The sequence below is a fragment of the Duganella sp. 1224 genome (genome assembly GCF_013408245.1).
GTDB lineage: Bacteria > Pseudomonadota > Gammaproteobacteria > Burkholderiales > Burkholderiaceae_D > Rugamonas.
Genome location: NZ_JACBYS010000008.1, coordinates 67,145 through 90,683 on the forward strand (window position 1 = coordinate 67,145; position 23,539 = coordinate 90,683).

The 23,539-nt window shown below is 65.0% G+C and carries 25 protein-coding genes; 13 read left to right on the top strand and 12 right to left on the bottom strand.

Translation table 11 applies throughout. The annotated features are described in order from the left end of the window. The 4 genes from FHW58_RS24295 (at nucleotide 1) to FHW58_RS24310 (ending at nucleotide 3,993) form a co-directional block, all read left to right on the top strand. A complete protein-coding gene (locus tag FHW58_RS24295) occupies nucleotides 1–801 on the top strand; it encodes a cell division protein FtsQ/DivIB (RefSeq protein ID WP_179675760.1) in 801 nt (266 codons plus the stop codon). Nucleotides 802–819: 18 nt separating this feature from the next. Continuing rightward, a complete protein-coding gene (gene ftsA, locus FHW58_RS24300; protein WP_160989484.1) occupies nucleotides 820–2,052 on the top strand; it encodes a cell division protein FtsA in 1,233 nt (410 codons plus the stop codon). 126 nt (nucleotides 2,053–2,178) lie between these two features. Further along, on the top strand, nucleotides 2,179–3,405 hold the full coding sequence (gene ftsZ, locus FHW58_RS24305) for a cell division protein FtsZ (protein WP_179675761.1): 1,227 nt from the start codon (nucleotides 2,179–2,181) through the stop codon (nucleotides 3,403–3,405). Nucleotides 3,406–3,489: 84 nt separating this feature from the next. Further along, on the top strand, nucleotides 3,490–3,993 hold the full coding sequence (locus FHW58_RS24310; RefSeq protein ID WP_179675762.1) for a peroxiredoxin: 504 nt from the start codon (nucleotides 3,490–3,492) through the stop codon (nucleotides 3,991–3,993). A gap of 44 nt (nucleotides 3,994–4,037) precedes the next feature. On the opposite strand, the gene FHW58_RS24315 is transcribed toward FHW58_RS24310, so the two are convergent. Together FHW58_RS24315 and FHW58_RS24320 are read right to left on the bottom strand one after the other, a co-directional pair. Further along, complete coding sequence (locus FHW58_RS24315) at nucleotides 4,038–4,526, bottom strand: DUF2244 domain-containing protein (protein ID WP_179675763.1); 489 nt, start codon at nucleotides 4,524–4,526, stop codon at nucleotides 4,038–4,040. 238 nt (nucleotides 4,527–4,764) lie between these two features. Next, nucleotides 4,765–5,550: a class I SAM-dependent methyltransferase gene (locus FHW58_RS24320; protein ID WP_179675764.1), complete on the bottom strand. Its 786-nt coding sequence runs from the start codon at nucleotides 5,548–5,550 to the stop codon at nucleotides 4,765–4,767. Between the two features lie 92 nt (nucleotides 5,551–5,642). Here FHW58_RS24320 and FHW58_RS24325 point away from each other — a divergent pair, with 92 nt between their 5' ends. Then, a complete protein-coding gene (locus tag FHW58_RS24325) occupies nucleotides 5,643–6,416 on the top strand; it encodes a helix-turn-helix transcriptional regulator (RefSeq protein WP_179675765.1) in 774 nt (257 codons plus the stop codon). Here FHW58_RS24325 and FHW58_RS24330 read toward each other — a convergent pair. Then, nucleotides 6,413–7,027, bottom strand: coding sequence for a hypothetical protein (locus FHW58_RS24330; RefSeq protein WP_179675766.1), 615 nt, complete (start codon nucleotides 7,025–7,027; stop codon nucleotides 6,413–6,415). The two genes, FHW58_RS24325 and FHW58_RS24330, sit on opposite strands and share 4 nt — an antisense overlap. A 215-nt stretch (nucleotides 7,028–7,242) precedes the next feature. Here FHW58_RS24330 and FHW58_RS24335 point away from each other — a divergent pair, with 215 nt between their 5' ends. Both FHW58_RS24335 and lpxC read left to right on the top strand, forming a co-directional pair. Beyond that, on the top strand, nucleotides 7,243–8,085 hold the full coding sequence (locus tag FHW58_RS24335) for a DMT family transporter (RefSeq protein WP_179675881.1): 843 nt from the start codon (nucleotides 7,243–7,245) through the stop codon (nucleotides 8,083–8,085). Between the two features lie 23 nt (nucleotides 8,086–8,108). Then, nucleotides 8,109–9,044: a UDP-3-O-acyl-N-acetylglucosamine deacetylase gene (gene lpxC, locus FHW58_RS24340; RefSeq protein ID WP_179675767.1), complete on the top strand. Its 936-nt coding sequence runs from the start codon at nucleotides 8,109–8,111 to the stop codon at nucleotides 9,042–9,044. Nucleotides 9,045–9,156: 112 nt separating this feature from the next. On the opposite strand, the gene FHW58_RS24345 is transcribed toward lpxC, so the two are convergent. Next, nucleotides 9,157–9,636, bottom strand: a complete 480-nt coding sequence (locus tag FHW58_RS24345; RefSeq protein WP_229265480.1) for a DciA family protein — start codon at nucleotides 9,634–9,636, stop codon at nucleotides 9,157–9,159. A 222-nt stretch (nucleotides 9,637–9,858) separates the two neighbouring features. Between FHW58_RS24345 and secA the strand changes: the two genes are divergently transcribed. Then, a complete protein-coding gene (secA, locus tag FHW58_RS24350; RefSeq protein ID WP_179675769.1) occupies nucleotides 9,859–12,642 on the top strand; it encodes a preprotein translocase subunit SecA in 2,784 nt (927 codons plus the stop codon). Between the two features lie 90 nt (nucleotides 12,643–12,732). Next, nucleotides 12,733–13,917, top strand: a complete 1,185-nt coding sequence (locus tag FHW58_RS24355) for a sensor histidine kinase KdpD (protein WP_179675770.1) — start codon at nucleotides 12,733–12,735, stop codon at nucleotides 13,915–13,917. A 1-nt stretch (nucleotide 13,918) separates the two neighbouring features. Here FHW58_RS24355 and FHW58_RS24360 read toward each other — a convergent pair whose 3' ends face one another. Continuing rightward, entirely contained in the window at nucleotides 13,919–14,335 is a 417-nt protein-coding gene (locus tag FHW58_RS24360; RefSeq protein WP_179675771.1) for a DUF4019 domain-containing protein, read from the bottom strand. Between the two features lie 199 nt (nucleotides 14,336–14,534). On the opposite strand from FHW58_RS24360, the gene motA reads away from it, so the two are divergent. Beyond that, nucleotides 14,535–15,395 carry a flagellar motor stator protein MotA gene (gene motA / locus FHW58_RS24365; protein WP_179675772.1) on the top strand — a complete coding sequence of 287 codons (861 nt, stop codon included), beginning with the start codon at nucleotides 14,535–14,537 and terminating at the stop codon, nucleotides 15,393–15,395. Here the strand turns inward: motA and FHW58_RS24370 are convergent. The 3 genes from FHW58_RS24370 to FHW58_RS24380 form a co-directional block, all read right to left on the bottom strand. Continuing rightward, entirely contained in the window at nucleotides 15,373–16,212 is an 840-nt protein-coding gene (locus FHW58_RS24370; RefSeq protein WP_179675773.1) for a HAMP domain-containing protein, read from the bottom strand. The two genes, motA and FHW58_RS24370, sit on opposite strands and share 23 nt — an antisense overlap. Nucleotides 16,213–16,385: 173 nt before the next feature. Further along, on the bottom strand, nucleotides 16,386–16,793 hold the full coding sequence (locus tag FHW58_RS24375; protein WP_179675774.1) for a hypothetical protein: 408 nt from the start codon (nucleotides 16,791–16,793) through the stop codon (nucleotides 16,386–16,388). A 16-nt stretch (nucleotides 16,794–16,809) separates the two neighbouring features. Next, a complete protein-coding gene (locus FHW58_RS24380) occupies nucleotides 16,810–18,027 on the bottom strand; it encodes a porin (protein WP_179675775.1) in 1,218 nt (405 codons plus the stop codon). A gap of 326 nt (nucleotides 18,028–18,353) precedes the next feature. On the opposite strand from FHW58_RS24380, the gene argJ reads away from it, so the two are divergent. From argJ to FHW58_RS24395, 3 genes are read left to right on the top strand one after another with little or no spacing between them, the layout of a single operon-like run. Beyond that, the gene (gene argJ, locus FHW58_RS24385; RefSeq protein ID WP_179675776.1) at nucleotides 18,354–19,592 is read left to right on the top strand and encodes a bifunctional glutamate N-acetyltransferase/amino-acid acetyltransferase ArgJ; all 1,239 of its coding nucleotides are present in this window, start codon (nucleotides 18,354–18,356) and stop codon (nucleotides 19,590–19,592) included. 1 nt (nucleotide 19,593) lies between these two features. Beyond that, nucleotides 19,594–20,463 carry an ATP-binding protein gene (locus tag FHW58_RS24390; RefSeq protein ID WP_179675777.1) on the top strand — a complete coding sequence of 290 codons (870 nt, stop codon included), beginning with the start codon at nucleotides 19,594–19,596 and terminating at the stop codon, nucleotides 20,461–20,463. Continuing rightward, nucleotides 20,460–20,858 carry an NUDIX domain-containing protein gene (locus FHW58_RS24395; RefSeq protein ID WP_179675778.1) on the top strand — a complete coding sequence of 133 codons (399 nt, stop codon included), beginning with the start codon at nucleotides 20,460–20,462 and terminating at the stop codon, nucleotides 20,856–20,858. The genes FHW58_RS24390 and FHW58_RS24395 overlap by 4 nt, the downstream gene beginning before the upstream one ends. A 64-nt stretch (nucleotides 20,859–20,922) precedes the next feature. On the opposite strand, the gene FHW58_RS24400 is transcribed toward FHW58_RS24395, so the two are convergent. From FHW58_RS24400 to FHW58_RS24415, 4 genes are all read right to left on the bottom strand, one after another. Continuing rightward, nucleotides 20,923–21,096: a DNA gyrase inhibitor YacG gene (locus FHW58_RS24400; RefSeq protein WP_179675779.1), complete on the bottom strand. Its 174-nt coding sequence runs from the start codon at nucleotides 21,094–21,096 to the stop codon at nucleotides 20,923–20,925. Nucleotides 21,097–21,104: 8 nt separating this feature from the next. Then, nucleotides 21,105–21,860 (bottom strand): cell division protein ZapD, encoded by a 756-nt coding sequence (gene zapD, locus FHW58_RS24405; RefSeq protein ID WP_179675780.1) that lies wholly within the window; start codon nucleotides 21,858–21,860, stop codon nucleotides 21,105–21,107. Nucleotides 21,861–21,961: 101 nt separating this feature from the next. Further along, nucleotides 21,962–22,570 carry a dephospho-CoA kinase gene (gene coaE, locus FHW58_RS24410; RefSeq protein ID WP_179675781.1) on the bottom strand — a complete coding sequence of 203 codons (609 nt, stop codon included), beginning with the start codon at nucleotides 22,568–22,570 and terminating at the stop codon, nucleotides 21,962–21,964. Next, nucleotides 22,567–23,439, bottom strand: a complete 873-nt coding sequence (locus FHW58_RS24415) for an A24 family peptidase (RefSeq protein ID WP_179675782.1) — start codon at nucleotides 23,437–23,439, stop codon at nucleotides 22,567–22,569. Before FHW58_RS24415 ends, coaE begins: the two co-directional genes overlap by 4 nt. Nucleotides 23,440–23,539 lie beyond the last annotated feature (100 nt).

The window sequence follows — 23,539 nt, forward strand, 5'->3', positions numbered from 1 at the left end:
ATGTGGCAAGACGCGAAGGCTTTGAATGCGACCGCCAGTGGCATCTTTGCGATGACGCTGCTGGCCTGCATAGCAGCCGGCGTGTGGTGGGTGTCGCAGCGGCCGATGTTCAACCTGCGCACCATCCGTATCGAGAGTATCGGGCAGGACGAGTTAAGGCATGTGAATCACCTGACGCTGCGTAACAACACGTTGGGCCGCATCAAGGGCAACTTCTTCACCACCAACCTGGACGCGGTGCGCCAGGCGTTCGAGTCGGTGCCCTGGGTACGCCGCGCCACCGTGCGGCGCGAATGGCCGGACCAGCTGATCGTGGCGCTGGAGGAGCATGAGGCGCTGGGCACGTGGGGCGAGGATGGCAGGCTGCTGTCGACCAAGGGCGACGTGTTCACCGCCAACCTGGCCGAGGCGGAAGAGGATCACGCGCTGCCGGAGTTTGACGGGCCGGAAGGCAGCGAGAAGGAAGTGCTGTCGCGCTACGGCGAGTTGCGCAACTGGTTTGCGCCGCTGAAGCTGGTGCCGCAGGCGCTGTCGCTGTCCAGCCGCTACGCGTGGACGGTGAAGCTGGACAACGGGATGAGCGTGGCACTGGGACGGGAACAGACCAGCACCACGTTGCGGGAAAGGGTGGACCGGCTGGTGGGGATTTATCCGCAGCTGGTGGAGCATTTGCCCGATATAGAAACGATCGACATGCGGTACCAGAACGGTCTGGCATTGAGCGCGCGGGGGCTGAAGCTACCCGCGGAAGGCGCCAAGCCAAAACCATTAGTGAAGAAAAAACCGGACACCAAAGCATAACTAGCAGGCAGAGAAGAAATGACTAAAGACGCGAAAAACCTGATCGTCGGCCTCGATATCGGCACCTCCAAGGTGGTGGCCGTGGTGGCCGAGGTGATGGGCGACGGACGCCACGAAGTGATCGGCCTGGGCCAGCACGAATCGCGCGGCCTGAAAAAAGGTGTGGTGGTCAACATCGAGGCGACCGTGGAATCAATCCAGCGCGCGCTGGAAGAGGCGGAGCTGATGGCTGACTGCAAGATCCGCAATGTCTACGCGGGCATCGCGGGCAGCCATATCCGCAGCTTCAATTCGAGCGGCATGGTGGCGATCAAGGACAAGGAAGTGACGGCGACCGACGTAGCGCGCGTCATTGAAACGGCAAAGGCGGTTAACATTCCGACCGACCAGCAACTGCTGCACACGGTGCCGCAGGAGTTCATCGTCGACAGCCAGGAAGATGTGCGCGAGCCGATCGGCATGAGCGGCATCCGGCTGGAGGTGAAGGTGCACATCGTCACCGGCGCGGTGTCGGCGGTGCAGAACATCGTCAAGTGCGTGCGCCGCTGCGGCCTGGAAGTGTCGGACCTGATCCTGCAACCGATGGCCTCCGCCGACGCGGTGCTGACCGGCGACGAGAAGGAGCTGGGCGTGGTGCTGATCGACATCGGCGGCGGCACCACCGACGTGGCGGTGTTCTCGGACGGCGCGATCCGCCACACGGCCGTGATCCCGATCGCCGGCGACCAGATCACTAACGACATCGCCATGGCGCTGCGCACCCCGACCACCGAGGCGGAAGAGATCAAGATCCGCTACGGCGTGGCCAAGCAAGTGCTGGCCGATCCGGGCGAATCGCTGGAGGTGCCGGGCCTGGGCGACCGCGGTCCGCGCAACCTGTCGCGCCAGGCGCTGGCCGCCGTCATCGAGCCGCGCGTGGAAGAGCTGTTCGCGATGGTGCACCAGGTGGTGCGCGAGTCGGGCTATGAAGGCGTGCTGTCGTCGGGCATCGTGCTGACCGGCGGCACCTCGATCATGCCGGGCATGGTCGAGATGGCGGAAGACATTTTCCTCAAGCCGGCGCGCCTGGGCACGCCGGACTACCGTGGCCAGCTGGCCGACGTGGTGCGCAGCCCGCGCTACGCGACCGTGCTTGGCCTGTTGCAGGAAGCGAAAAAGCAGTACCTGCGTGGCCACATCGTCACGCGGCAGGATGGATCGGTAAAGGCAGTCTGGCAGCGCATGAAGGAATGGTTCCTCGGGAACTTCTGAGGTACAGGTAACGCACGGGTAACACGTTAAAAATTTTTTATATTAAACCGCAGTTTTCAATCTCCAGTTCTCCTACAATTATGAGGACTGGCGCTTGAAAACCGCATTCTGATAGGGAGTCACATCATGGAGTTCGATATGGTCGATAACGCAGCTTTGGGCACCGTCATCAAGGTCGTCGGGGTCGGCGGTGCGGGTGGCAATGCGGTGCAGCACATGATCAACAAGGGCATGTCGGGCGTCGAGTTCATCGCCGCCAACACCGACGCGCAGGCACTGGCCACGTCCAAGGCCGACAACATCATCCAGATCGGCGACACCGGCCTGGGCGCCGGCATGAAGCCGGACGTCGGCCGCAAGCTGGCGGAAGAATCGCGTCAGCGCATCGAGGACTCGCTGCGCGGCGCGCACATGGTGTTCATCGCCGCCGGCATGGGCGGCGGCACCGGCACCGGCGCCGCGCCGATCGTGGCGGAAGTGGCCAAGTCGCTGGGCGCGCTGACGGTTGCCGTGGTATCGAAGCCGTTCTCGCACGAAGGCCAGAAGTGCATGGACATCGCCGACGAGGGTCTGGAACAGCTGTCGGCCAACGTCGACTCGCTGATCGTCATCCTGAACGAGAAGCTGGAAGAGATCTACGAAGACGAGTCGTTGATCGAATGGCTGCAGCACGCCGACGATGTGCTGAACAACGCCGTTGCCGGTATCGCCGAGATCATCAACGTGCCGGGCCACATCAACGTCGACTTCAACGACGTCAAGACCATCATGGGCGAGCAGGGCAAGGCGATGATGGGCACCGCCACCGCGTCCGGCGTCGACCGCGCGCGTATCGCCGCCGAGCAGGCCGTGGCCTCGCCGCTGCTGGACGGCGTCGACCTGTCGGGTGCACGCGGCGTGCTGGTCAACGTCACCGCCTCGCGCGGCCTGAAGGGCAAGGAGATCAAGGAAGTCATGGCCGCCGTGCGCGCCTTCGCCGCGCCGGACGCGTCGATCGCGCAGGGCATCGCCTACGACGACGACATGGGCGACAACATCCGCGTGACCGTGGTGGCCACCGGCCTGGGCAAGGCCAAGAAGCACGTGCAACTGGTGCCGCAACAGATGCTGCGCACCGGCACCCACAACAGCCCGATGATGCCATCGGCTGCCATGGGCGGCGCGGCTGCGGCGCAAGGCCTGTCGATGGGCGCGGCCGGCGGCATGGGCGGCGGCGCATCGCCAGCCTTCGACGGCATGAAGGCGCCTGCCGTGTGGCGTCGCGAGTCGGCCTCGGAGCAGGTGCGCGCGATGGAAAAGAACGGCATGGAAACCTACGACATTCCTGCGTTCCTGCGCAAACAGGCCGATTAAGGCATACTGCCGGTTCTATTCCGGGAAAAGCCGCACCTCGGTGCGGCTTTTTTTACATCCATACTGATAAATAGGGAGTCATCCATGACCATCAAGATCGGCGACCAGCTGCCGGAAGGCACGCTGTCCGAATACATCGAAATCGAAACCGAAGGCTGCTCGCTGGGCCCGAATACCTTCAATGTGCAGGATCTGGTGAAGGGCAAGACCATCGCCATCTTCGGCCTGCCAGGCGCCTTCACGCCCACCTGCTCGGCGCAGCACGTGCCGGGTTACGTCCAGCACGCGGAAGAACTCAAAGCCAAGGGCGTGGATGAAATCTGGTGCATCTCGGTCAACGACGCCTTCGTGATGGGCGCGTGGGGCCGCGACCAGAAAGCCACCGGCATCGTCCGCTTCATGGCCGACGGCAATGCCGCCTACTCCAAGGCACTGGGCCTGGACGCCGACTTTAGCAAGTTCGGCATGGGCACCCGCTCGCAGCGCTACTCGCTGCTGGCAGTAGACGGCGTGGTCAAGCAACTGAACGTCGAACAGGGCGGCAAGTTTGAAGTGTCCAACGCTGAAACCCTGCTGGGTCAGCTGTAATCCCCAAGACGGCGCCGCGGGCGCCGTTTTACTTTGAGCCACCGTTATCGTTGGGCGCCGCCGGCATGCCGGGGCCCGATCACGTCGAGGTAGGCGCTCAGTTCGCGCGCGAGCTGGTAGCGCTGGGCGGAGGGCAGGAATTCGCCGAGCTTGACGTTGGCGCCGGCGGCAATCAGGCGCACCGGGTCGCTGTCGCGTTGTGGCGGCAGCAGTCGGGTGGCCAGCGGCGGCACGCGGATGTGGCACCGGCAGCGGGCGCGGCGCTGTTCGATGGTGATGCCGTTGGGCGAGATGATGATGCGGTCGTAGTCGGCCGCGTGGCGGGCGTGGTGGCGCAGGCACAGCGCGACCACCGTCATTTCCAGCAGCGCGTAAGCCAGCATGTACCAGTAGCCCCACCACAGGAACGCCCCGGTCAACGTCAGCGACGGGATGCAGATGGCCGCGAACAGCTGCGCCAGCTGGCGCTGGCTCAGGCTGTGGCGGCGTTGCAGCAGCCAGCTGCGGTGCTCCGGCGGTTCATCGCGGGGCATGGCGTTCTCGTGTCAGACCACTTGCGGTGGCGTGTCGAATGTGTGGTGCGGCGCCGGGCTGGGCACCGTCCACGCCAGGCCATCGGCGCCGGACGGTGGGCAAGACGATGGCAAAGACAAAGTATACCTGCGTCAGCCGAACAGGAACGCGCCGGTGTGTCCGTCCGCGTACGCGGCGTCGATGGTGCCCATGCTAGTCTCCCCTCCGACCAGGCCCGCGGCGTCGGCCACGCGCCGGCTATGCCGGAGAAGACGCCGCCGCAGCGCCCGGCCGGGCAATGAACAGGCTCGCGTCGATGGTGAACGAGTCGTCGTCCTGCACGGCGTAGTAGCGGCGGGTTTCCTCGGGCGCGCCGCGCAGCAGGCTGCGGATGGCGACGATGCGCTCGGCCGGCGTGCGCATGCGCGCGGTCCAGTCGTCGAATTGCATCGGCAGTTTCCAGTCGCTGACGCGCTCGCTGGTGTAGCCCGCCGTACCCAGCATATGCGTCCATTCGGTGGGCCGGTAGTCGCGCACGTGGGAGCCGTCGCGCAGCAGTTCGACGGCTTGCAGCGTGGTGTCGTGCAGCGGTGTTTCCGGCGCGGTGATGTCGATGACGACGAATACGCCGTTCGGCTTCAACACGCGCCGCACTTCGCGCAGCGCGGCTGGCACGTCCAGCCAGTGATGGGCAGAGAAGCGCGTGATCACCATGCAGAACGCGGCGTCGTCGAACGGCAGGCTGGCGACGTTGCCTTGCCGCGTGCCGATATTGTCCAGGCCGCGGTCGCGCGCGGCGCTGGCGACTACGTTCAGCATTTCGGGCGACAGGTCGAACGCCGTCACCGATGACGCCGCCGGCGCCACCGCGAAGCTGGCGTGGCCGGCGCCGCAGCCGAGGTCGAGCACAACGGGCCGCGCGGGCAGGGCGGCGGCCAACGCGCGCAGGTGAGCCAGGTCCGCGCCGTGGGCGTGGACGCTGCTGGTCAGGTAGGCGCTGGCGGTATTGCCGAACTGCCGGGCGACGACGGCTTGCTGTTGCATGATTTTTCTCCAGAGTGGAACGGGGCAGGGCAGAATAGGCGGGTTTTTATCCTGTAACAAGACAAGGATTTATCCTGGTATAAGGACCTACCATGCAAGACACCCTGGGATCGTTCATCCGCGCGCATCGCGAGCGCACCACGCCGGCCAGCGTCGGCTTGCCGGCCGGCGGGCGGCGTCGCACGCCGGGACTGCGGCGCGAGGAATTGGCGCAACTGTGCGATGTCAGCCCGACCTGGCTGACGTGGCTGGAGCAGGGCAGGCCAGTCTCGGCGTCCGGCAAGCTGCTGGCGCGCATGGCGGAGGTGCTGCAACTCAGCGCGGCCGAGCGCGGCTATCTGTTCGGCCTGGCCGAACGGCTCGACCCGCAACATGACGATGCGCCGGACGATGGCGGCGAGGCGCTGGACGCCATCGTCGCCGCCATCGATGCGCCGGCCTACGTGCTGGACCGGCAGTGGGACGCGGTGGCGTGGAACGCGCACGCGGCGGCCCTGTTCGGCGGCTGGCTGGATGTGGAAGTGGCAGCGCCGGCGCGGCCCAACCTGTTGCGCTTCATGTTCCGCGCCCCGGCCGCGCGCGGCTTGATCGTCGACTGGGACGAACGTGCGCGCCGCCTGGTGGCCGAATTCCGCGCCGACATCGGTAAGCATGCCGGCGACGCCGCGCTATCCGCGCTCATCGCCGAGCTGTCGCAGGACAGCCCGGCGTTCGACGCGCTGTGGCGGCAGCAGGACGTGGTCAGCCGCGAGGGCGGCCAGCGCCGCTTCCACCATCCGCGCGCCGGCGAACTCCTTTTCAACCAGGTCACCCTGCACCTCGCCCAGCGCCACGACCTCAAGCTGGTGATGCTGTTGCCCGCCTAGAGTTCCTGCGCGGCGGCGCCGAGCACGCGCCGGTGGTTGGAGCGGTTGACGCGGCGGCGCTGGTAGAAATGCCAGCCGTCGGCGCGGCGCCAGCCGATCACCGTCACCACTACCTCGGGCGCGTCCAGCGGCGACAGGTCGCCCTGGTACTGGCGCTTGCCGTAGATAATCTGCACCGGATAATTGGCAGTGCGCACCTCGGCCGCCTCGGCGTCGTACGCGCAGTTGCCGCGCTCCAGGGCATTGACGTGGCAGACGGTCAGGTTGTGCCGGTTGTTCCCGTACGCCATGAACTGGCAGCCGGTGATGGTGTCGGTGAAAAAGTAGTCGGCGTCGCGGCCCAGTTGCAGGCTGGTGGTCTGGTCGAAGTGCGCCGGCAGGTAATAGGCCCTGACCGGCGCCTCGTTGCCGATGAAGGCCAGCAGGCCGCTGGCGGCCTTCTTGATCTCCACCGTTTCCGGCGCCAGCTCGCGCAGGTCGAGGTGGGCGATGCCGTTGACGTCGATGCCGTAGCCTTCGCCGTACTGCGGCTGGGAGGAGTTGATGTCCCAGTAGGACGAGAGAAATTCCACGGGGTTCAGCTTGAAGCGTTGGTTTAATCCGTTCGACATGCGACTTTCCTGATGGCGGGCGATAACCTGAGTTACGCGCCGGCGGCCGATTCGGATGCAGGCCGGCGCCGGCTTGCTATAATGGCAGCGATGGCGCCGCGCGCCGTCCTGGCTCCGGGCGTCGCCACAATGACGTCCTGTTGGTCCGCCACGGGCCTGTCGTCATGGAGCTTCCTCTGTCCAGCCGCCAAGAAAACCTGCGCAGCATCTATGCGATGCTGACCGCCGTCGCCATGTTCTCGTTCATGGACACCAGCATGAAGCTGCTGTCCGCCCACTATCCCGCCATGCAGGTGACCGCGCTGCGTTCGCTCAGCTCGCTGCCGCTGCTGTGCGGCTACATGCTGTATCGCGGCGCCTTCAAGACCGTGCTGCGGGTGCGCTGGCCGATGCATCTGTTCCGCGCCGCGCTCGGCATCGGCATGCTGACCACCTTTGCCTATGGGCTGCAGTCGCTGTCGCTGGCCGAGGCGTATTCGATCTTCTTTATTGCGCCGGCGCTGATCACGGCGCTGTCGGTGTGGGTGCTGAAGGAGCAGGTCGGCGCGGGCCAGTGGGTGGCCATCGCGGTCGGGCTGCTGGGCGTGCTGGTGGTGCTGCGTCCCGAGGGCGCCGGCTTTCTGTCGCTGGGCGGGCTGGCCATCCTGGCGGCGGCCAGCTGCTACGCGGTATCGGCCATCAGCGCGCGCGTGCTGGCGCGCACCGACAGCACCGAGTCGATGATGTTCTGGCTGCTGACCCTGATGGCGGCCGGCGCGCTGGCGCTGTGCTACCGCAACTGGGTGCCGGTGCGCGCCGAGCATGGCTGGATCCTGCTGGCGCTGGCGCTGTCCGGCTTCTTCGGCCAGTTGGCGATCACCAAGGCCTTCAGCACCGGCAAGGCGTCGATCGTGGCGCCGTTCGAGTACACGGCGCTGGCCTGGGGCGTGGCCATCGACTGGCTGTTGTGGCAGGCGCTGCCGGACGGCTACACCTTGCTGGGCGCCGGCATCATCATTGCCAGCGGTGTCTACCTGGTGCGGCGCGAGGCGGTGCATGTTGAAGCCGAGCATCCTTAACCACAGTTCGTTATAATCGCCGGATGCTAAAACAACGTACGATCAAAGAACTGGTCCGCACCACGGGTGTCGGCCTGCACTCCGGCACCAAGGTCGAGCTGACCTTGCGCCCGGCCGCGCCGGATACCGGCATCGTGTTCCGCCGCGTCGATCTCGACCCGGTGGTGGAATTCCCGTCCAGCGCCATGGCGGTGGGGGATACCCGCATGGCCTCGGTGCTGGTGAAGGAGGGCGCGCGCGTCTCCACGGTGGAGCACCTGATGTCGGCCTGCGCCGGTCTCGGCATTGACAATCTGTACATCGAGGTCAGCGCCGAGGAAATCCCGATCATGGACGGCTCGGCATCGTCGTTCGTGTTTTTATTGCAACAGGCTGGCGTGCTGGAGCAGCCGGCCGCCAAGAAATTCATCCGCGTGCTGAAGCCGGTCGAGATCCGCGAGGGCAGCGGCGACAAGGAGAAGTGGGCGCGGCTGCTGCCGCACGATGGCTTCAAGCTCGACTTCTTTATCGAATTCAACCACCCGGCGGTGGACGGCACGCAGCAGCGCGCGCACGTGGATTTCGGCGACGTCTCGTACGTGCACGACGTGGCGCGCGCGCGCACCTTCGGCTTCATGCAGGATGTGGAGATGTTGCGCGGCATCGGCCTGGCGCGCGGCGGTTCGCTGGAGAACGCGATCGTGATGGACGAGTACCGGATTCTCAATTCCGACGGCCTGCGCTACGAGGACGAGTTCGTGCGCCACAAGATACTCGACGCCATCGGCGACCTGTACCTGGTGGGCCACCCGCTGCTGGCCAGCTACGAGGCGCACAAGTCCGGCCATGCGCTGAACAACCAGTTGCTGCTGGAATTGCTGAAGCACCCGGATGCCTACGAAATCGTCACGTTTGACAGCACTGACGTGGCGCCGCAATCCTATGTGCGCCAGATGGCGCGCGAGTGGGCGCTCACTTAAGTTGACACGTCGTTCCGGCGCAGGCCGGAACCCATGGAACGGTGGCATCGCCATCAAGCAGGCTGTGTATGGATTCCGGCGTGCGCCGGAATGACGGTGGCGGTTGGCGGCGTTAGCCGGCCCGGCGGCGCGCCACCATGGCCTTGACCGCCTCGATCAGCGGGCTGTTCTGCGGGCTGGCCTCCAGCGCCGCGCCCAACTGGTCGAAGGCCTCGACCGCCGCCGGCGGCAGTTCCAGCGAACGCATCTGTTCCTTGATCTCGGCCGCCTTGGTCATCTGCACCTTGATGCGTACGCCGGTCACTTGCCAGCCGCGCCGCGCCAGCGTGTCTTGCAGTTTTGGTAATTGCTGCTTGAGCTTGGCCGCCAGCGCGGTGGTCGGCAGCGACAGCAGCAGCTGGCCGTCCTCGAACGACAGGATCTCGCAATGCTTGAACATGGCCGGCAGGCATTCGGCGCAGTCCTTCTGCAGGCGCGCCATGCGCTCGATGGCCGGCAGCAGCGCCGCCATGCGGTCGTTGCGGCGCAGGAAATCGGTGGCGACCACCGGCGCGCGCCGCTTCAGCGCGAGGTTGGAGGAATTGAATCGCATGGCGCGAAACATATCACAGATCCGGACATCGCCCCAAAATCGTCACCAGCGGTTAAAATCGGTTGATTTTGTGACATTGTTCACGCTCGGGCTATTGTTATACCGGCCAATAACCCAATGTAGCGCCGGACGCGTGATAAAATCATTGTCTTTTGCCACAGTCCGACTCAGTGCGTCAAGGCGCGGAGCTTTTTTTAACGGCGTTTTTCTAAGAATTCAAGCATGTCTTTTCTGACCAAGATTTTCGGCAGCCGCAACCAGCGCCTGCTCAAGCAATACCAAAAAACGGTACGCGAGATCAATGCGCTCGAACCGGCGATGGAAAAACTGTCGGACGCCGAGCTGCAAGCCAAAACGCCAGCCTTCAAGGAACGCCTCGCCAACGGCGAAACGCTGGACCAGATCCTGCCGGAAGCCTTCGCCGTCTGCCGCGAAGCCTCCAAGCGCGTGATGAAGATGCGCCACTTCGACGTGCAGATGATCGGCGGCATGGTGCTGCACTACGGCAAAATCGCCGAAATGGGCACCGGCGAGGGCAAGACCCTGACCGCGACCCTGCCGGCCTACCTGAACGCGCTGTCCGGCAAGGGCGTGCACATTGTCACCGTCAATGATTACCTGGCGCAGCGCGACGCCGACACCATGGCCAAGCTGTACGGCTGGCTCGGCCTGACCACCGGCATCAACCTGTCGCAGATGGAGCACGGCGCCAAGCAGCAGGCCTACGCCTCTGACATCACCTACGGCACCAACAACGAATTCGGCTTCGACTACCTGCGCGACAACATGGTGTTCGACGCCAAGGACCGCGTGCAGCGCGTGCTGAACTTCGGCATCGTCGACGAGGTCGACTCGATCCTGATCGACGAGGCGCGCACCCCGCTGATCATCTCCGGCCAGGCCGAGAACCACACCGACCTGTACTACAAGATCAATGAAGTGCCCAAGCTGCTGACCCTGCAGATTGGCGAGGAAACCCCGGACGGCAAGGGCAAGGTGGAAGTCCCCGGCGATTACACCAAGGACGAAAAAGCCCACCAGGTGCTGCTGACCGAAGCCGGCCACGAGAAGGCCGAGCGCATCCTGACGCAGATGGGCCTGCTGCCGGAAGGCGCCTCGCTGTACGACTCGGCCAACATCTCGCTGGTGCACCACCTGTACGCGGCGCTGCGCGCGCACGCGCTGTACTTCAAGGACCAGCACTACGTGGTGCAGAACAACGAAGTGGTGATCGTCGACGAATTCACCGGCCGTCTGATGACCGGCCGCCGCTGGTCCGACGGCCTGCACCAGGCGGTCGAGGCGAAAGAGGGCGTCAAGATCCAGAACGAGAACCAGACGCTGGCCTCGATCACCTTCCAGAACTACTTCCGCATGTACAGCAAGCTGGCCGGCATGACCGGCACGGCCGACACCGAAGCCTACGAATTCCAGGAGATCTACGGCCTGGAGACGGTGGTGATACCGCCCAACCGGCCATCGCAGCGCAAGGACCGCCAGGACCAGGTGTACAAGTCGGCGCAGGAAAAATACAACGCCATGATGCTGGAAATCCGCGAGTGCTACGAGCGCGGCCAGCCGGTGCTGGTGGGCACCACCTCGATTGAAAACTCCGAGTTGCTGTCGAGCATCCTGACCAAGGCCGGCCTGCCGCACAACGTGCTGAACGCGAAACAGCACGCCCGCGAGGCGGAAATCATCGCCCAGGCCGGTTCGCCGAAGGCGATCACCATCGCCACCAACATGGCCGGCCGCGGCACCGACATCGTGCTGGGCGGTAACGTTGAAAAGCAAATCCAGTTCATCGAGGCCAATCCTGACTTGAGCGACGCCGACAAGGCGGCCCAGGCGCAGAAGCTGCGCGACGGCTGGCAGGCGCTGCACGAGCAGGTGGTGGCGGCCGGCGGCCTGCACATCGTCGGCACCGAGCGCCACGAGTCGCGCCGCGTCGACAACCAGCTGCGCGGCCGCGCCGCCCGCCAGGGCGACCCGGGCATGTCGCGCTTCTTCCTGTCGCTGGACGACCCGCTGCTGCGCATCTTCGCCGGCGACCGCGTGCGCGCGGTGATGGACCGCCTGAAGATGCCGGAAGGCGAACCGATCGAGGCGGGCATCGTCTCGCGCTCGATCGAGTCGGCGCAGCGCAAGGTCGAGGCGCGCAACTTCGACATCCGCAAACAGCTGCTGGAATACGACGACGTCGCCAACGACCAGCGCAAGGTGATCTACCAGCAGCGTAACGAGCTGCTGGAGGCGGCCGACATTTCGGAACTGATCCAGTCGCTGCGCCACGGCGCCTTCACCGACCTGGTGCGCGAGTACGTGCCGGAAGAATCGGTCGAGGAACAGTGGAACCTGAAGGGCCTGCAGGCCGCGCTGGCGGCCGAGTGGCAGATCGACCTGCCGCTGGTGTCCATGCTGGAATCCGAGCCCAACCTGACCGACGAGGACATCCTGGAACGCGTGATCGGCGCCGCCGACGCGCTGTACCAGTCGAAGGTGGACATCGTCGGCAAGGAATCGTTCGGCGGCTTCGAGCGCAACGTCATGCTGCAGTCGGTCGACTCGCACTGGCGCGAGCACCTGGCGGCGCTGGACCACTTGCGCCAGGGCATCCACCTGCGCGGCTACGCCCAGAAGAATCCCAAGCAGGAATACAAGCGCGAGGCGTTCGAGCTGTTCGGCCAGATGCTGGACATGATCAAGAACGAGGTCGTCAAGCTGATCATGACCGTGCGCATCCAGTCGCGCGAAGAGATCGACGCGGCGGAAGCGGCGATGCAGCAGTCGCACGTGGAAAACGTCAGCTACCAGCACGCCGACTTCAACCCGAACGCGGCGCCGGAAGAGCTGCTGGCGCCGCCGCAGTTCAGCGGCCTGCCGCCGGAGCTGCAGAACCTGACCGGCGAACAGCTAATGGAGCTGGGCCTGAAGGTCGGCCGCAACGATCCTTGCCCATGCGGCAGCGGTAAAAAATACAAAGCCTGCCACGGCAAGCTGGCGTAAGCCGCCCATCTGGTAGACAATGAACCCGTAAAGCTGCATCGCTTTACGGGTTTTTTTTCGTTATGCGGGACCACACAGCGGAGGCAGGCAATGAAGCAGAGCTTGGACGCGGACATCGCGACTATCGCGAAGATCAGCGCCGTGCCGACCATCCTGGAGGCGGTGGCCGAGCTGACCGGTCTGGGCTTCGTCTGCATCGCCCGGGTCACGCCGACGTCGTGGCACTCGTGCGCTGTGCTGGACAAACTGGGCTTCAACCTGGTGCCCGGCAGCGCGCTGGACATCAGCACCACCTTGTGCCAGGAGGTGCAGCACACGCGCTGCGCCGTCATCATCGACGCGGTCAGCGAGAGCGAGCAATACCGCGACCACCACACGCCGCGCATCTATGGCTTCGAGAGCTATTTCTCGATCCCGCTGTACCGCCCCAGCGGCGAATATTTCGGTTCGCTGTGCGGGCTGGACAAGCATAGGGCCGAGCTCAACAAGACGGCCACGCGCAACACGCTGATGCTGTTTGCCGACCTGATCAGTCGCCAGCTGCAAAGCGAAGTGGTGCTGGACGAGGCGCAGGCCGCGCTCAGCGACGAGATGCGGACCGCCAAGCTGCGCGAGCAGTTCATCGCCATGCTGGGGCACGACATCCGCACGCCGCTGAGCACCATCATGAACGGCACCGAGATCCTGCGCCACCGCGCGCCGGCCTCGCTGATGCCGCTGCTGGACACCATGCACCGCAGCAGCCACCGCATCGCCGCGATGATCGACGACGTCACCGATTTCACGCGCGGGCGCATGGGCGGCGGCATCGCGCTCAACCTGCAGCACGAGAGCAACCTGGAATGGTCGCTGCAGCAGGCGATCGACGAGCTGCGCAATGTGTTTCCACAGCGCGAGATCGTGGCCGAGCTGCCGGCGGCCATCGCGCTGCGGTGCGACGCGCCGCGGCTGGTGCAGTTGCTGTCCAACCTGCTGAAGAACGCGATCATCCACGGCAGCCCGTCGACCCCGGTGCGGGTCGGCGCGCGGCTGGCGGACGGCATGTTCGAATTGTCGGTGACCAACAGCGGGCCGGCGATTCCGGCGGAAACGCAGGCGCAGCTGTTCAAGCCGTTCTGGCGTTCGGACAGCGCCACCGGCGGCCAGGGGCTGGGCCTGGGCCTGGGGCTGTTCATCGCCTCCGAAATCGCCGTCTCGCACGGCGGCGTGCTGGAGGTGACCTCGTCCGACGCCGCCACCACCTTTACCTACCGTTGCCGCGTCGCGCCGACCTGATTTACGGCGTGGCTGGCTTGCTGTCGGCGTGGATGCCGTAGCCGGAGACGCGCCACATGCCATCCTTCTCGCGCACGGTGGTGATGCTTTCCTGGACGTTGTGGCTGTTTTCGTAGTCGCCGACGTACTCGAAGGTGATGGTGCCCGGCTTGACGCTGGCGGACTTGTAGCTGTGTCCCCTGGCCGCGCCCAGCGGCAGGTGGACGGCGCTGGAGAGCAGGTTCCAGGCCATCTTCGACGTCTCCTTGCGCACGCTGTCGGCGCTGGCGTTCCAGGCGGCGGAATACTCTTCCGCGTCCATCAGTTTCATGAAGTTCTCGGTGGCGGCGCGGGCGTCGCTCACCTCTTTGGCACCCTGGGCGACAGCGCTGCCGCTGGCCAGCAGCGCGGCCAGCGCGAAGGGAATCAGTTTTTTCATCGGTAGGTCTCCGGATAAGTGGACTGATCGCATATTAAACTGGAGCGTGTTGCCATATCTTCAGCATGCGACGAACTGCAAAAAGCAGGTACTCAGCCGCAAGATTCCGCTTGAATCCGCGCTGCCGGATAACGCGCCGTCGGTATTTATTGCCTGTGTTAAAGTTACACCACTAACAACTCTGCAATGAGGCAGTTTGATGGCGGTGATCATTGGTATCGTAATTGTGCTGGCGGGCGTATTCGGCGGCTTTGCGCTGGAGGGCGGGCATCTGGGGCCGCTGTATCAGCCGTATGAGTTGATGATGATCGCCGGCGGCGCGCTCGGCGCCTTCGTGATTTCCAATGACGCCAAGGCGCGCCGCGCCACGCTGGCGGCGCTGCCGACCTTGTTCCAGACGGCCCGGCAGACCAATGCGCTGTATCTCGACTTGCTGTCGCTGTTGTACGAAATCCTGCTGAAGATCCGCAAGGAGGGCCTGATGGCGGTCGAGGGCGATGTCGAGGCGCCGGCCAACAGCCCGATCTTCACCAAATTCCCGGCCATCCTGGCCGACCACCACCTGACCGAGTTTATTACCGACTACCTGCGCCTGATGGTGTCGGGCAATATGGACCCGTTCCAGATCGAAAACCTGATGGACAACGAGATCGAAGTCCATCACCAGGACGGCGAAATCCCTATCCACGCCATCACCCGGCTGGCCGAGGGCTTGCCGGCGTTCGGCATCGTGGCGGCGGTGATGGGCGTGGTGCACACCATGGGTTCGGTGGGCTCGCCGCCCGCCGAACTGGGCAATCTGATCGCCGCCGCGCTGGTCGGCACCTTCCTTGGCATCCTGCTGTCATACGGCGTGTGCGGCCCGATCGCCAGCCTGCTGGAGCGCAAGCTGCAGGAGTCGACCAAGATGTACCAGTGCGTCAAGGTCACGCTGATCGCCAGCCTCAACGGCTACGCGCCGACGCTGGCGGTGGAGTTCGGCCGCAAGGTCATCTCCGCCACCCAGCGCCCGAGCTTCTCGGCGATGGAAGACCACTTCAAGCAGCAAAAGTCGCGCTGAGCGGCTGGCGCTGCGGCGCCACGCGCGGCAGCAGCAGGTGGATGGTGGTGCCGGCGCCGGGCGCCGCGTCGATGCTGATGCGCCCGCCCAGCACGCCGGTGACCAGGTTGTAGACGATGTTCATGCCCAGCCCGGTGCCGCCTTGCCCCATGCGCTTGCCGATCAGGTTGAGCGCGGCCGGCCCGAAGGTGTGGGCCACGGCGCGGTTGGCGGCGACCACGCGGCCGTCGCGGTCGGTCACGGTCAGCGGCAGCGGCGCCATGTCGAACAGCGTCTTGAAGCGCGCCTCGGACTCGGACAGCTTGCGCTGCGACTGCTCCAGCTGGGCGATGCGTTCGCGCAGCGCCGCGCTCATGGCGTTCAGCGCGCGCGTGAAGACGGCGATCTCGTCGTCGCCGTGCACCGGCAAGGCCTTGCTGTAGTCGCCCAGCGCCATCTGGCGCGACTCGCCGGTCAGCGCCTGCAGCCGGCGGCCGATGCCGTGCGTGAACACGTAGAACATCAGCACCTCCAGCGCGAAGCCGGCCAGCGCGATGACGCAGCTCTGCATCAGCACCTCGTCGCGCGCCTGGCGCAGGTCGCGCGTGCTGAGGCCGAAGTTGATGCTGCCGATGCGGTTGTCGGCCAGCAGCAGCGGCGCGCGCGCGTGCAGCATGGCGCCGCTGAGCAGCGTGCGCGCGCCCTGGACGCGGGCGCCGCCCGCGCGCAGCGCCGGCTGCAGCGGCATGTCGCGCTTGCCGACGGCGATGATCGGCTGCTCGCGCTCGTCCAGGATGGTGAGGTAGCGCAGGAAGCTGTCGTCCGGATCGGACAGCATTTCGGTCAGGTAGTTGTTCAGTTCAGGCAGCCGGCCAAGCGTGGCGTAGGGGCTGAGGGAGAGAGAGAGGGAGGGCGCAGCGATAAACTTAAAACGGTCACGCCTTGTGGCGAGGCCAGGAGCGCAGGGGCCCGCCGCGCGGGTGGCGCGGCGGGCGGGCAGGGCGACCTGGATTAAGGCAGCGTCAAGATCACTTTGACGGTATCGTCAACTGCCGACTTGTCAATATAGCCGATTGCTTTCGGATCGGCAGCTACCGCCTTCTTCACCTCGGCGCTGTTGGGGAATTCCTTCGGCGGCGTGGCCTTGCCGGTGAACACCAGCTTGGACCACAGGGCCTTGACCTGGGCCGCGTCCTTGTCCGCCACCTTCTTGTAGAACTCGTTGCGGATGGCCGAGCCATCGGCCTGGTCGACCGGCGTGAACAGGTTGGATTTGCCGAGGAAGAATTGCGACGCCTGTTCCGAGAACATGCGCGTGGCCGGATTCTGCTTGCTGACGATGACGACGATTTCCGCCGATGCCGGCAGCAGGGCGCCGCCCAGCACGGACAGCAGCAACACACTGATAAGCTTTTTCATTGTAGGTATCTTTCGCTCAGAATACGAAGTCCAGGCCGGCGGCGACCACGGTGACGTCCTTGTTGTAGCCGGCGGCCGGCACGTTGATCAGCAGGCCGGATTTGGCCTTGGGCTTGACGCGGTCGACCTGCACCTTCAGCGCCAGCGATTTGGCGAAGTCCCAGCGCACGCCGATGATGTCGGAGCTCTGCTCGGCCGAGGTCAGCAGGCCGGTGACGGCGGCGTTCAGCGCCGGCACTTTGGCCAGCGCGGCCGGCGGGGTGACCGAGCTGCCGGCGCCCTTGGCCGAGGCGTGGGCGTAGTACGGCAGCACTTTGCCGACGCGGTAGCCGGCCATCGCGTACCAGGCGTTGGTGTCCGGCAGGTAGACAGCGTCCTTGGCGCGGCGCTGCGCGTACTCGGCCTGGGCGACGATGTTGTTCCAGTCCATGGTGCCGCCGACCGAGGTGAAGGCGATCTTCTTGCCGGTGCGGAAGGTCAGGTCGGCGGCCAGCTGGCCGAAGCCGACGCCGGTCAGCGTGTTGGTCAGGGCGTTGATCGGCTGGATGTCGTTGATCTTCAGGTCGGCGCGCGCATGGGCGAAGCGCAGCAGGAACGGGCCGTATTCGCCGGCCACGCTGAAGCCGGCGGCTGGCGCGCGGTAGGTGGCGGTGGAACCGGCGCCGGACGACACGAACAGCTTGCCGCGGCTGACGCCGGCGAAGGCCTGGGCGGTGACGTTGAGGTCGCCGAAAGCGTGCTGGTAGTTGATGTCGGCGCCGTCCGAGTTTTCAATCGGCGCCTGGCCGTACAGTTCGATCGGCGGGCGCATCATGGTGTTGGCGTAGCCGACGTTCTGGTAGTCGGAAATCAGGAAAGTCGGCACCACCACGCGGCCGACGCGTACCGACACCTCGTCGTTGATGCGGGCTTTGAGGAAGGCCCAGGTCAGGTCGGTGGTGAAGCTGTGTTCGGTGGCCTTGCGGGTCAGCACCTGCGCGGTGCCGGACAGCCAGTCGTTGATCTTATAGGTCGCCTGCAGGCCGAGGTTGGTGTCGAGGCCGATGCGGGCGCTGTCGCCGACGCCGTCGGCCTGGTTGTAGCGGGCGAATTTCACGTCGTCGGTATTGCTCTTGGCCACGCCCAGCGTGCCAAAGCCGCTGATGCTCAGGTTGCCATCGTCGAGGGCGCCAGCTTGCGCCTGCGCGGCGGCGGTGGCAGCGAGTACGGCAGCTACTAACAGTTGCTTTTTCATGAGTTCAATCCTAGGGGGTTGTTGTGGTGTGACGGTGATCCGTCTGTTCTTGCTGTGGTCGATGCGGGGATGGGGCATGCGCTTATTACCTTAGTCCAGTTTCCCAAAAGCATCAAAGAAGTAAACGATAAACCGAACGAACGTACTAATTTTCTGTGGTTTTTCTGCAAAAAACACTGTAGAAACAACAGGTTGTACGATATCTCTACAGTGACGTTTCATTAAATTTGCCGTTCTGGCATGGTGACCGGCGGTTGCGGTCCACGCGCCCGGCGCGCCAGGCATTACAATAGCGGCTTCCCCTTTACCCCCACGAGATCGAGACCATGGCCGTCAATTCCCCCCTGCCCATCGCCGCTGACCTGAAGCCCGTCGCCGGCATTGAAATCGGCTACGCCGAAGCCGGCATCAAGAAGCCGAACCGCAAGGATGTGCTGGTGATGAAGCTGGCGCCGACCGCCACCGTGGCCGGCGTGTTCACGCTGAACCGCTTCTGCGCGGCGCCGGTGCAGATTTCCAAGGCCCACCTGGCCGCCGCGCAAACCAGCGGCAAGCCGATCGCCGCGCTGCTGGTCAACACCGGCAACGCCAACGCCGGCACCGGCGAGCTGGGCCTGTCTCTGGCCAACGAAACCTGCGCCGCGCTGGCGGCCCAGCTGGGCGTCGAGCCGGCCCAGATCCTGCCATTCTCGACCGGCGTGATCCTGGAGCCGCTGCCGGCCGCCAAGGTCATCGCCGGCCTGCCGCAGGCCATCGCCGGCCTCAAGGCCGACAACTGGTTCAATGCCGCCGAAGCCATCATGACCACCGACACGCAGCCCAAGGCCGGCTCGCGCACCGTCACCATCGGCGGCCACACGGTGATCATGACCGGCATCTCCAAGGGCGCCGGCATGATCAAGCCGAACATGGCCACCATGCTGGGCTACCTGGCGTTCGACGCCAAGGTGGCGCAGCCGGTGCTGGACCAGCTGGTCAAGCACGCGGCCGACCACTCGTTCAACTGCATCACCATCGACGGCGACACCTCGACCAACGATTCCTTCATGCTGATCGCCACCGGCGCCGGCACGCTGGAGATCACCTCGGTCGAGCAGCCGGAATACGCGCAGCTGCGCGACGCCGTCACCGAGTTGTCGCTGTTCCTGGCGCAGGCCATCGTGCGCGACGGCGAGGGCGCAACCAAGTTCATGAGCATCATCGTGGAAGAGGGCGCCAGCGTGGAAGAGTGCCGCAAGATCGCCTACTCGATCGGCCACTCGCCGCTGGTCAAGACCGCCTTCTTCGCCTCCGACCCCAACCTGGGCCGCATCCTGGCCGCGATCGGCTACGCCGGCGTTGACGACCTCGACGTGTCGAAGCTGAACCTGTACCTGGACGATGTGTGGGTGGCCAAGAACGGCGGCCGCAATCCGGACTACAAGGAAGAAGATGGCCAGCGCGTGATGAAGCAGAGCGAGATCACCGTGCGCGTCAAGCTGGCGCGCGGCGCGGCCACGGCCACCGTGTACACCTGCGACCTGTCGCACGATTACGTGTCGATCAACGCCGACTACCGTTCCTGAGATGGCGGACGCTCTCGCACAATTCCTGGCGCGCGCCGAGGCGCTGCTGGCGCGCGTGGAAGCCATCCTGCCGCCGCCCGCGCCGCAGCCGGAGTGGGAGCGCGGCTTTGCGTTCCGCTGGCGCAAGCGCGCCAACGCCGCCAGCTATCTGCAGGCGGTGGCGCATGTGTCCAACATCGCGCTGGACGATCTGCAGCACATCGGTCCGCAGAAAGAGCAGATCGAGCAGAACACGCGCCAGTTCGTGGCGGGCAAGCCGGCCAACAACGTCTTGCTGACCGGCGCGCGCGGCACCGGCAAGTCATCGCTGATCAAGGCTTGCCTGAACCAGTTCGCCAAGGACGGCCTGCGCCTGATCGAGGTCGACAAGGCCGACCTGGCCGAGCTGCCGGACATCGTCGATCTGGTGGCCGGGCGGCCGGAGCGCTTCATCCTCTTCTGCGACGACCTGTCGTTTGAAGAGGGCGAGAGCGGCTACAAGGCACTGAAGGTGGCACTGGACGGCAGCATCTCGGCGCAGTCGGACAACGTGCTGATTTACGCCACGTCGAACCGCCGCCACCTGCTGCCGGAGCGCATGTCCGACAACATGAGCTACAAGCACGACGAGCACGGCGACCTGCATCCGGGTGAAACGGTGGAGGAGAAGATTTCGCTGTCCGAGCGCTTTGGCCTGTGGCTGACGTTCTATCCGTTCAAGCAGGATGATTACCTGACCATCGTCGCGCACTGGCTGGCGTCGCTGGGCTGCAGCGCGGCGCAGATCGAGGCGGCGCGCGCCGACGCCCTGCGCTGGGCCTTGCAGCGCGGCTCGCGCTCGGGCCGCGTGGCGTGGCAGTTCGCCAAGGATTACGCGGGGAAGCTGGCATGACGCACAAGCCTGTGGATGTGGCGGTGGGCATCCTGGTCAAGCCGGATGGCGACGTGCTGCTGGGCCAGCGTCCGGCCGGCAAGCCATATGAAGGGTACTGGGAATTCCCCGGCGGTAAGGTCGATCCGGGCGAGACGGTGCTGGAGGCGCTGAAGCGCGAGTTCGTGGAGGAGCTGGGCCTGACGATCCATAGTGCCGAGGAGTGGTGCGGCGTGGAGTATGTGTATCCGCACGCGCACGTGCGGCTGCATTTCTTCATCAGCCGCGACTGGTCGGGGGAGCCGCAGAGTCTGGAAGGGCAGGCGTTCGCGTGGCAGGGGACGGTCGGGGTGGAGCCGCTGTTGCCCGCGACGATACCGCTGTTGGAATGGCTGGAGCAGGTGCGCTATCGCTGAACCCCAAGGCAACTGCTGGGGTCTGTCCCCGAACGGGGACAGACCCCGCCGCCGGTTTGCGGGGTTATTCCTCGTCGTGCGCGTCTTTCGGCGGCGCGGCCGGGATCACATATTTTTCCTCGGCCCAGGCGCCCAGGTCGATTTTCTTGCAGCGTTCCGAGCAGAACGGGCGAAACTTGTTTTCCGGCTTCCACTCCACTTTGGCGGAGCAGGTCGGGCATTCAACTACAGTGGTCATGGGTATCGTCAGAAGTTACAGAGCGTGAGCTCGAATGGTACATCATCTTCCAACGGCTTGGGTTTCAGGTCGCCGCCCTGCGAGGTGAAGCGCACCCACAGCATGTACTTGTTGGCGGAAATCTCCGGGATCGCACCCTGCGATGCATCCAGCGTCAGGCGCAGCATCTGGTACACCTTGCCTTGCAACATTTGCTGATAGCTGCCGGCCGCCGCGATCATCTTGACCGGCGCGCCCGAGTCGCGCAGCAGGCGCAGCACCAGGCCCAGCGCGTCGAACAGCGGCGCCAGCGGCGTGAACCAGTTGATGATGTCGTTGAAGCGCGCCTCCGCCGGCCGCTGCTGCCAGGCGTAGTACGACGGCAGATCAAACTCGCAGGCGCCGCCAGGAATGATGGTGCGGCCGCGGATGCTCATCAGCCATTCGTTGTCGCGCACGTTCTGGCCGGTCTTGCCCTGCGCCGCCACCAGCGCGCTGCTGACGCCGTCCACCTCGGCGAGGATGGCGTCCAGCATGTCCGGTGCGACGTTGGGGTTCATGCGGTAGCCCAGCAGCGTCTGGCGCTGGCGCTCCAGTTCCTGCAGCAGGTCGGATTTCAGGTCGGCGCGGCCGGCCACTTCCAGCATGTCGAAGATGGTGGCCAGCGCAACGTGGTGCTGCATTGGATGTTCTTGATGCACAAAGAACTTGAATTTCTCGTACAAATCCTCCAGGCGCAACAACGTGCGGATGCGCTCGTTGAAAGGATATTCGTAGACGATCAAAATAACATCCCTCTATAGATGGACCTGAATTCTCGTGATTTTGAAGCAAGCCAAGCAAAATTACAAACGTTGCGAAGGCATTATTGCCCTAATCCGCGAAATTACCAGCGAATTTGCAGATATAACTGGTGCAAACGCTCGACTTGCGCCTCCAAATCGGCAATTCCTGCATTATTGATAATGATATCGTCCGCCGCCGCCAGCCGTTGCGCCCGGCTTACCTGCGCCGCCATGATGGCGCGGACCTGCGCTTCCGGCAAATGGTTACGCGCCATCACGCGGGCAATTTGCACTTGTTCGTCACAGTCTACCGCCAATACGCGCGTGACCCGTGCACGCCACGTGCCCGATTCGATCAGCAAAGGCACGGCGTAGATCACGTAGGCGCCGGTGGCGGCAGCGCCGGCGGCCAGCGCGGCGTCGCGGATGCGCGGGTGCAGGATGGCCTCCAGCCGCGCCTTGGCGGCGGCGTCGCTGAACACCAGCGCGCGCATGCGGGCGCGGTCCATGGCGCCGCTGGCGTCGGCGAATTCGGCGCCGAAGGCGGCCACGATGGCCGGCATCGCCGGGCCATGCGGCGCGGTCATGCCGTGGGCGATGACGTCGGTGTCGACGATGGTGGCGCCGCGCGCGGCAAACATGTCGGCCACCGTGCTCTTGCCGCTGCCGATGCCGCCGGTCAGGCCGATGGCGAACGGAGCGCCGCTCATGGATGAACGATGCCCAGCGTGAACGCGCTCAGCGGCGCGCCGTACAGCATGGCGATCAGGCCGGCCGCGGCCAGGTAGGGACCGAACGGAATCGGGTTGTTGCGGCCGCGTTTGGCGAACAGGATCAGGCAGATGCCCACCACCGCGCCCACCACCGACGACAGCAGGATGATGGCCGGCAGCATGGTCCAGCCCAGCCAGGCGCCCAGCGCCGCCAGCAGCTTGAAGTCGCCGTAGCCCATGCCCTCCTTGCCGGTGGCCAGCTTGAACAGCCAGTACACCGACCACAGCGCCAGGTAGCCGGCCGCCGCGCCGATCACCGCGTCCTGCAGCGGCACGTAGGTGCCGTTGAGGTTCATCAGCAGCCCGCCCCACAGCAGCGGGTAGGTCAGGTCGTCCGGCAGCAGCTGGGTGTCGGCGTCGATGAAGGTCAGCGCGATCAGCGAGTACAGGAAGAACAGCGCGGCCAGGCCGGACCAGCCGCTGCCGAAGCGCCACACCATCAGCGCCGACAGTGCGCCGGTCAGCAGTTCCACCAGCGGATAGCGTGGCGAGATCGGCGCCTTGCAACTGCTGCACTTGCCGCGCAGCGCCAGCCAGCTGATGACCGGGATGTTTTCCATCGCGGTGATCTGGTGCCCGCAGTGCGGACAGGCCGAGCGCGGCACCACCAGGTTGTAGCGCGTGGTGTGCGGCAGCGGCTTGTTGCTTTCTTCCGCCACATAGTTATCCGATTCGCGCTGCATCATGATAGGCAGGCGGTGAATGACGACGTTGAGGAAGCTGCCGAACAGCAGGCCGAACACACCGGCGATGAGGCTGATGGCCAGGTCGCCGGCGGGGGCGAACAGCAGGGACGATTGCAGCATGGGCGTCAACAATGCATGAATGAACAGGCGCCCAGTGTAAAGCATTGCCGCGACCTTGCCGACCCTTTTTCCGATTGCACTACCTCGTCAGAGAGATAGT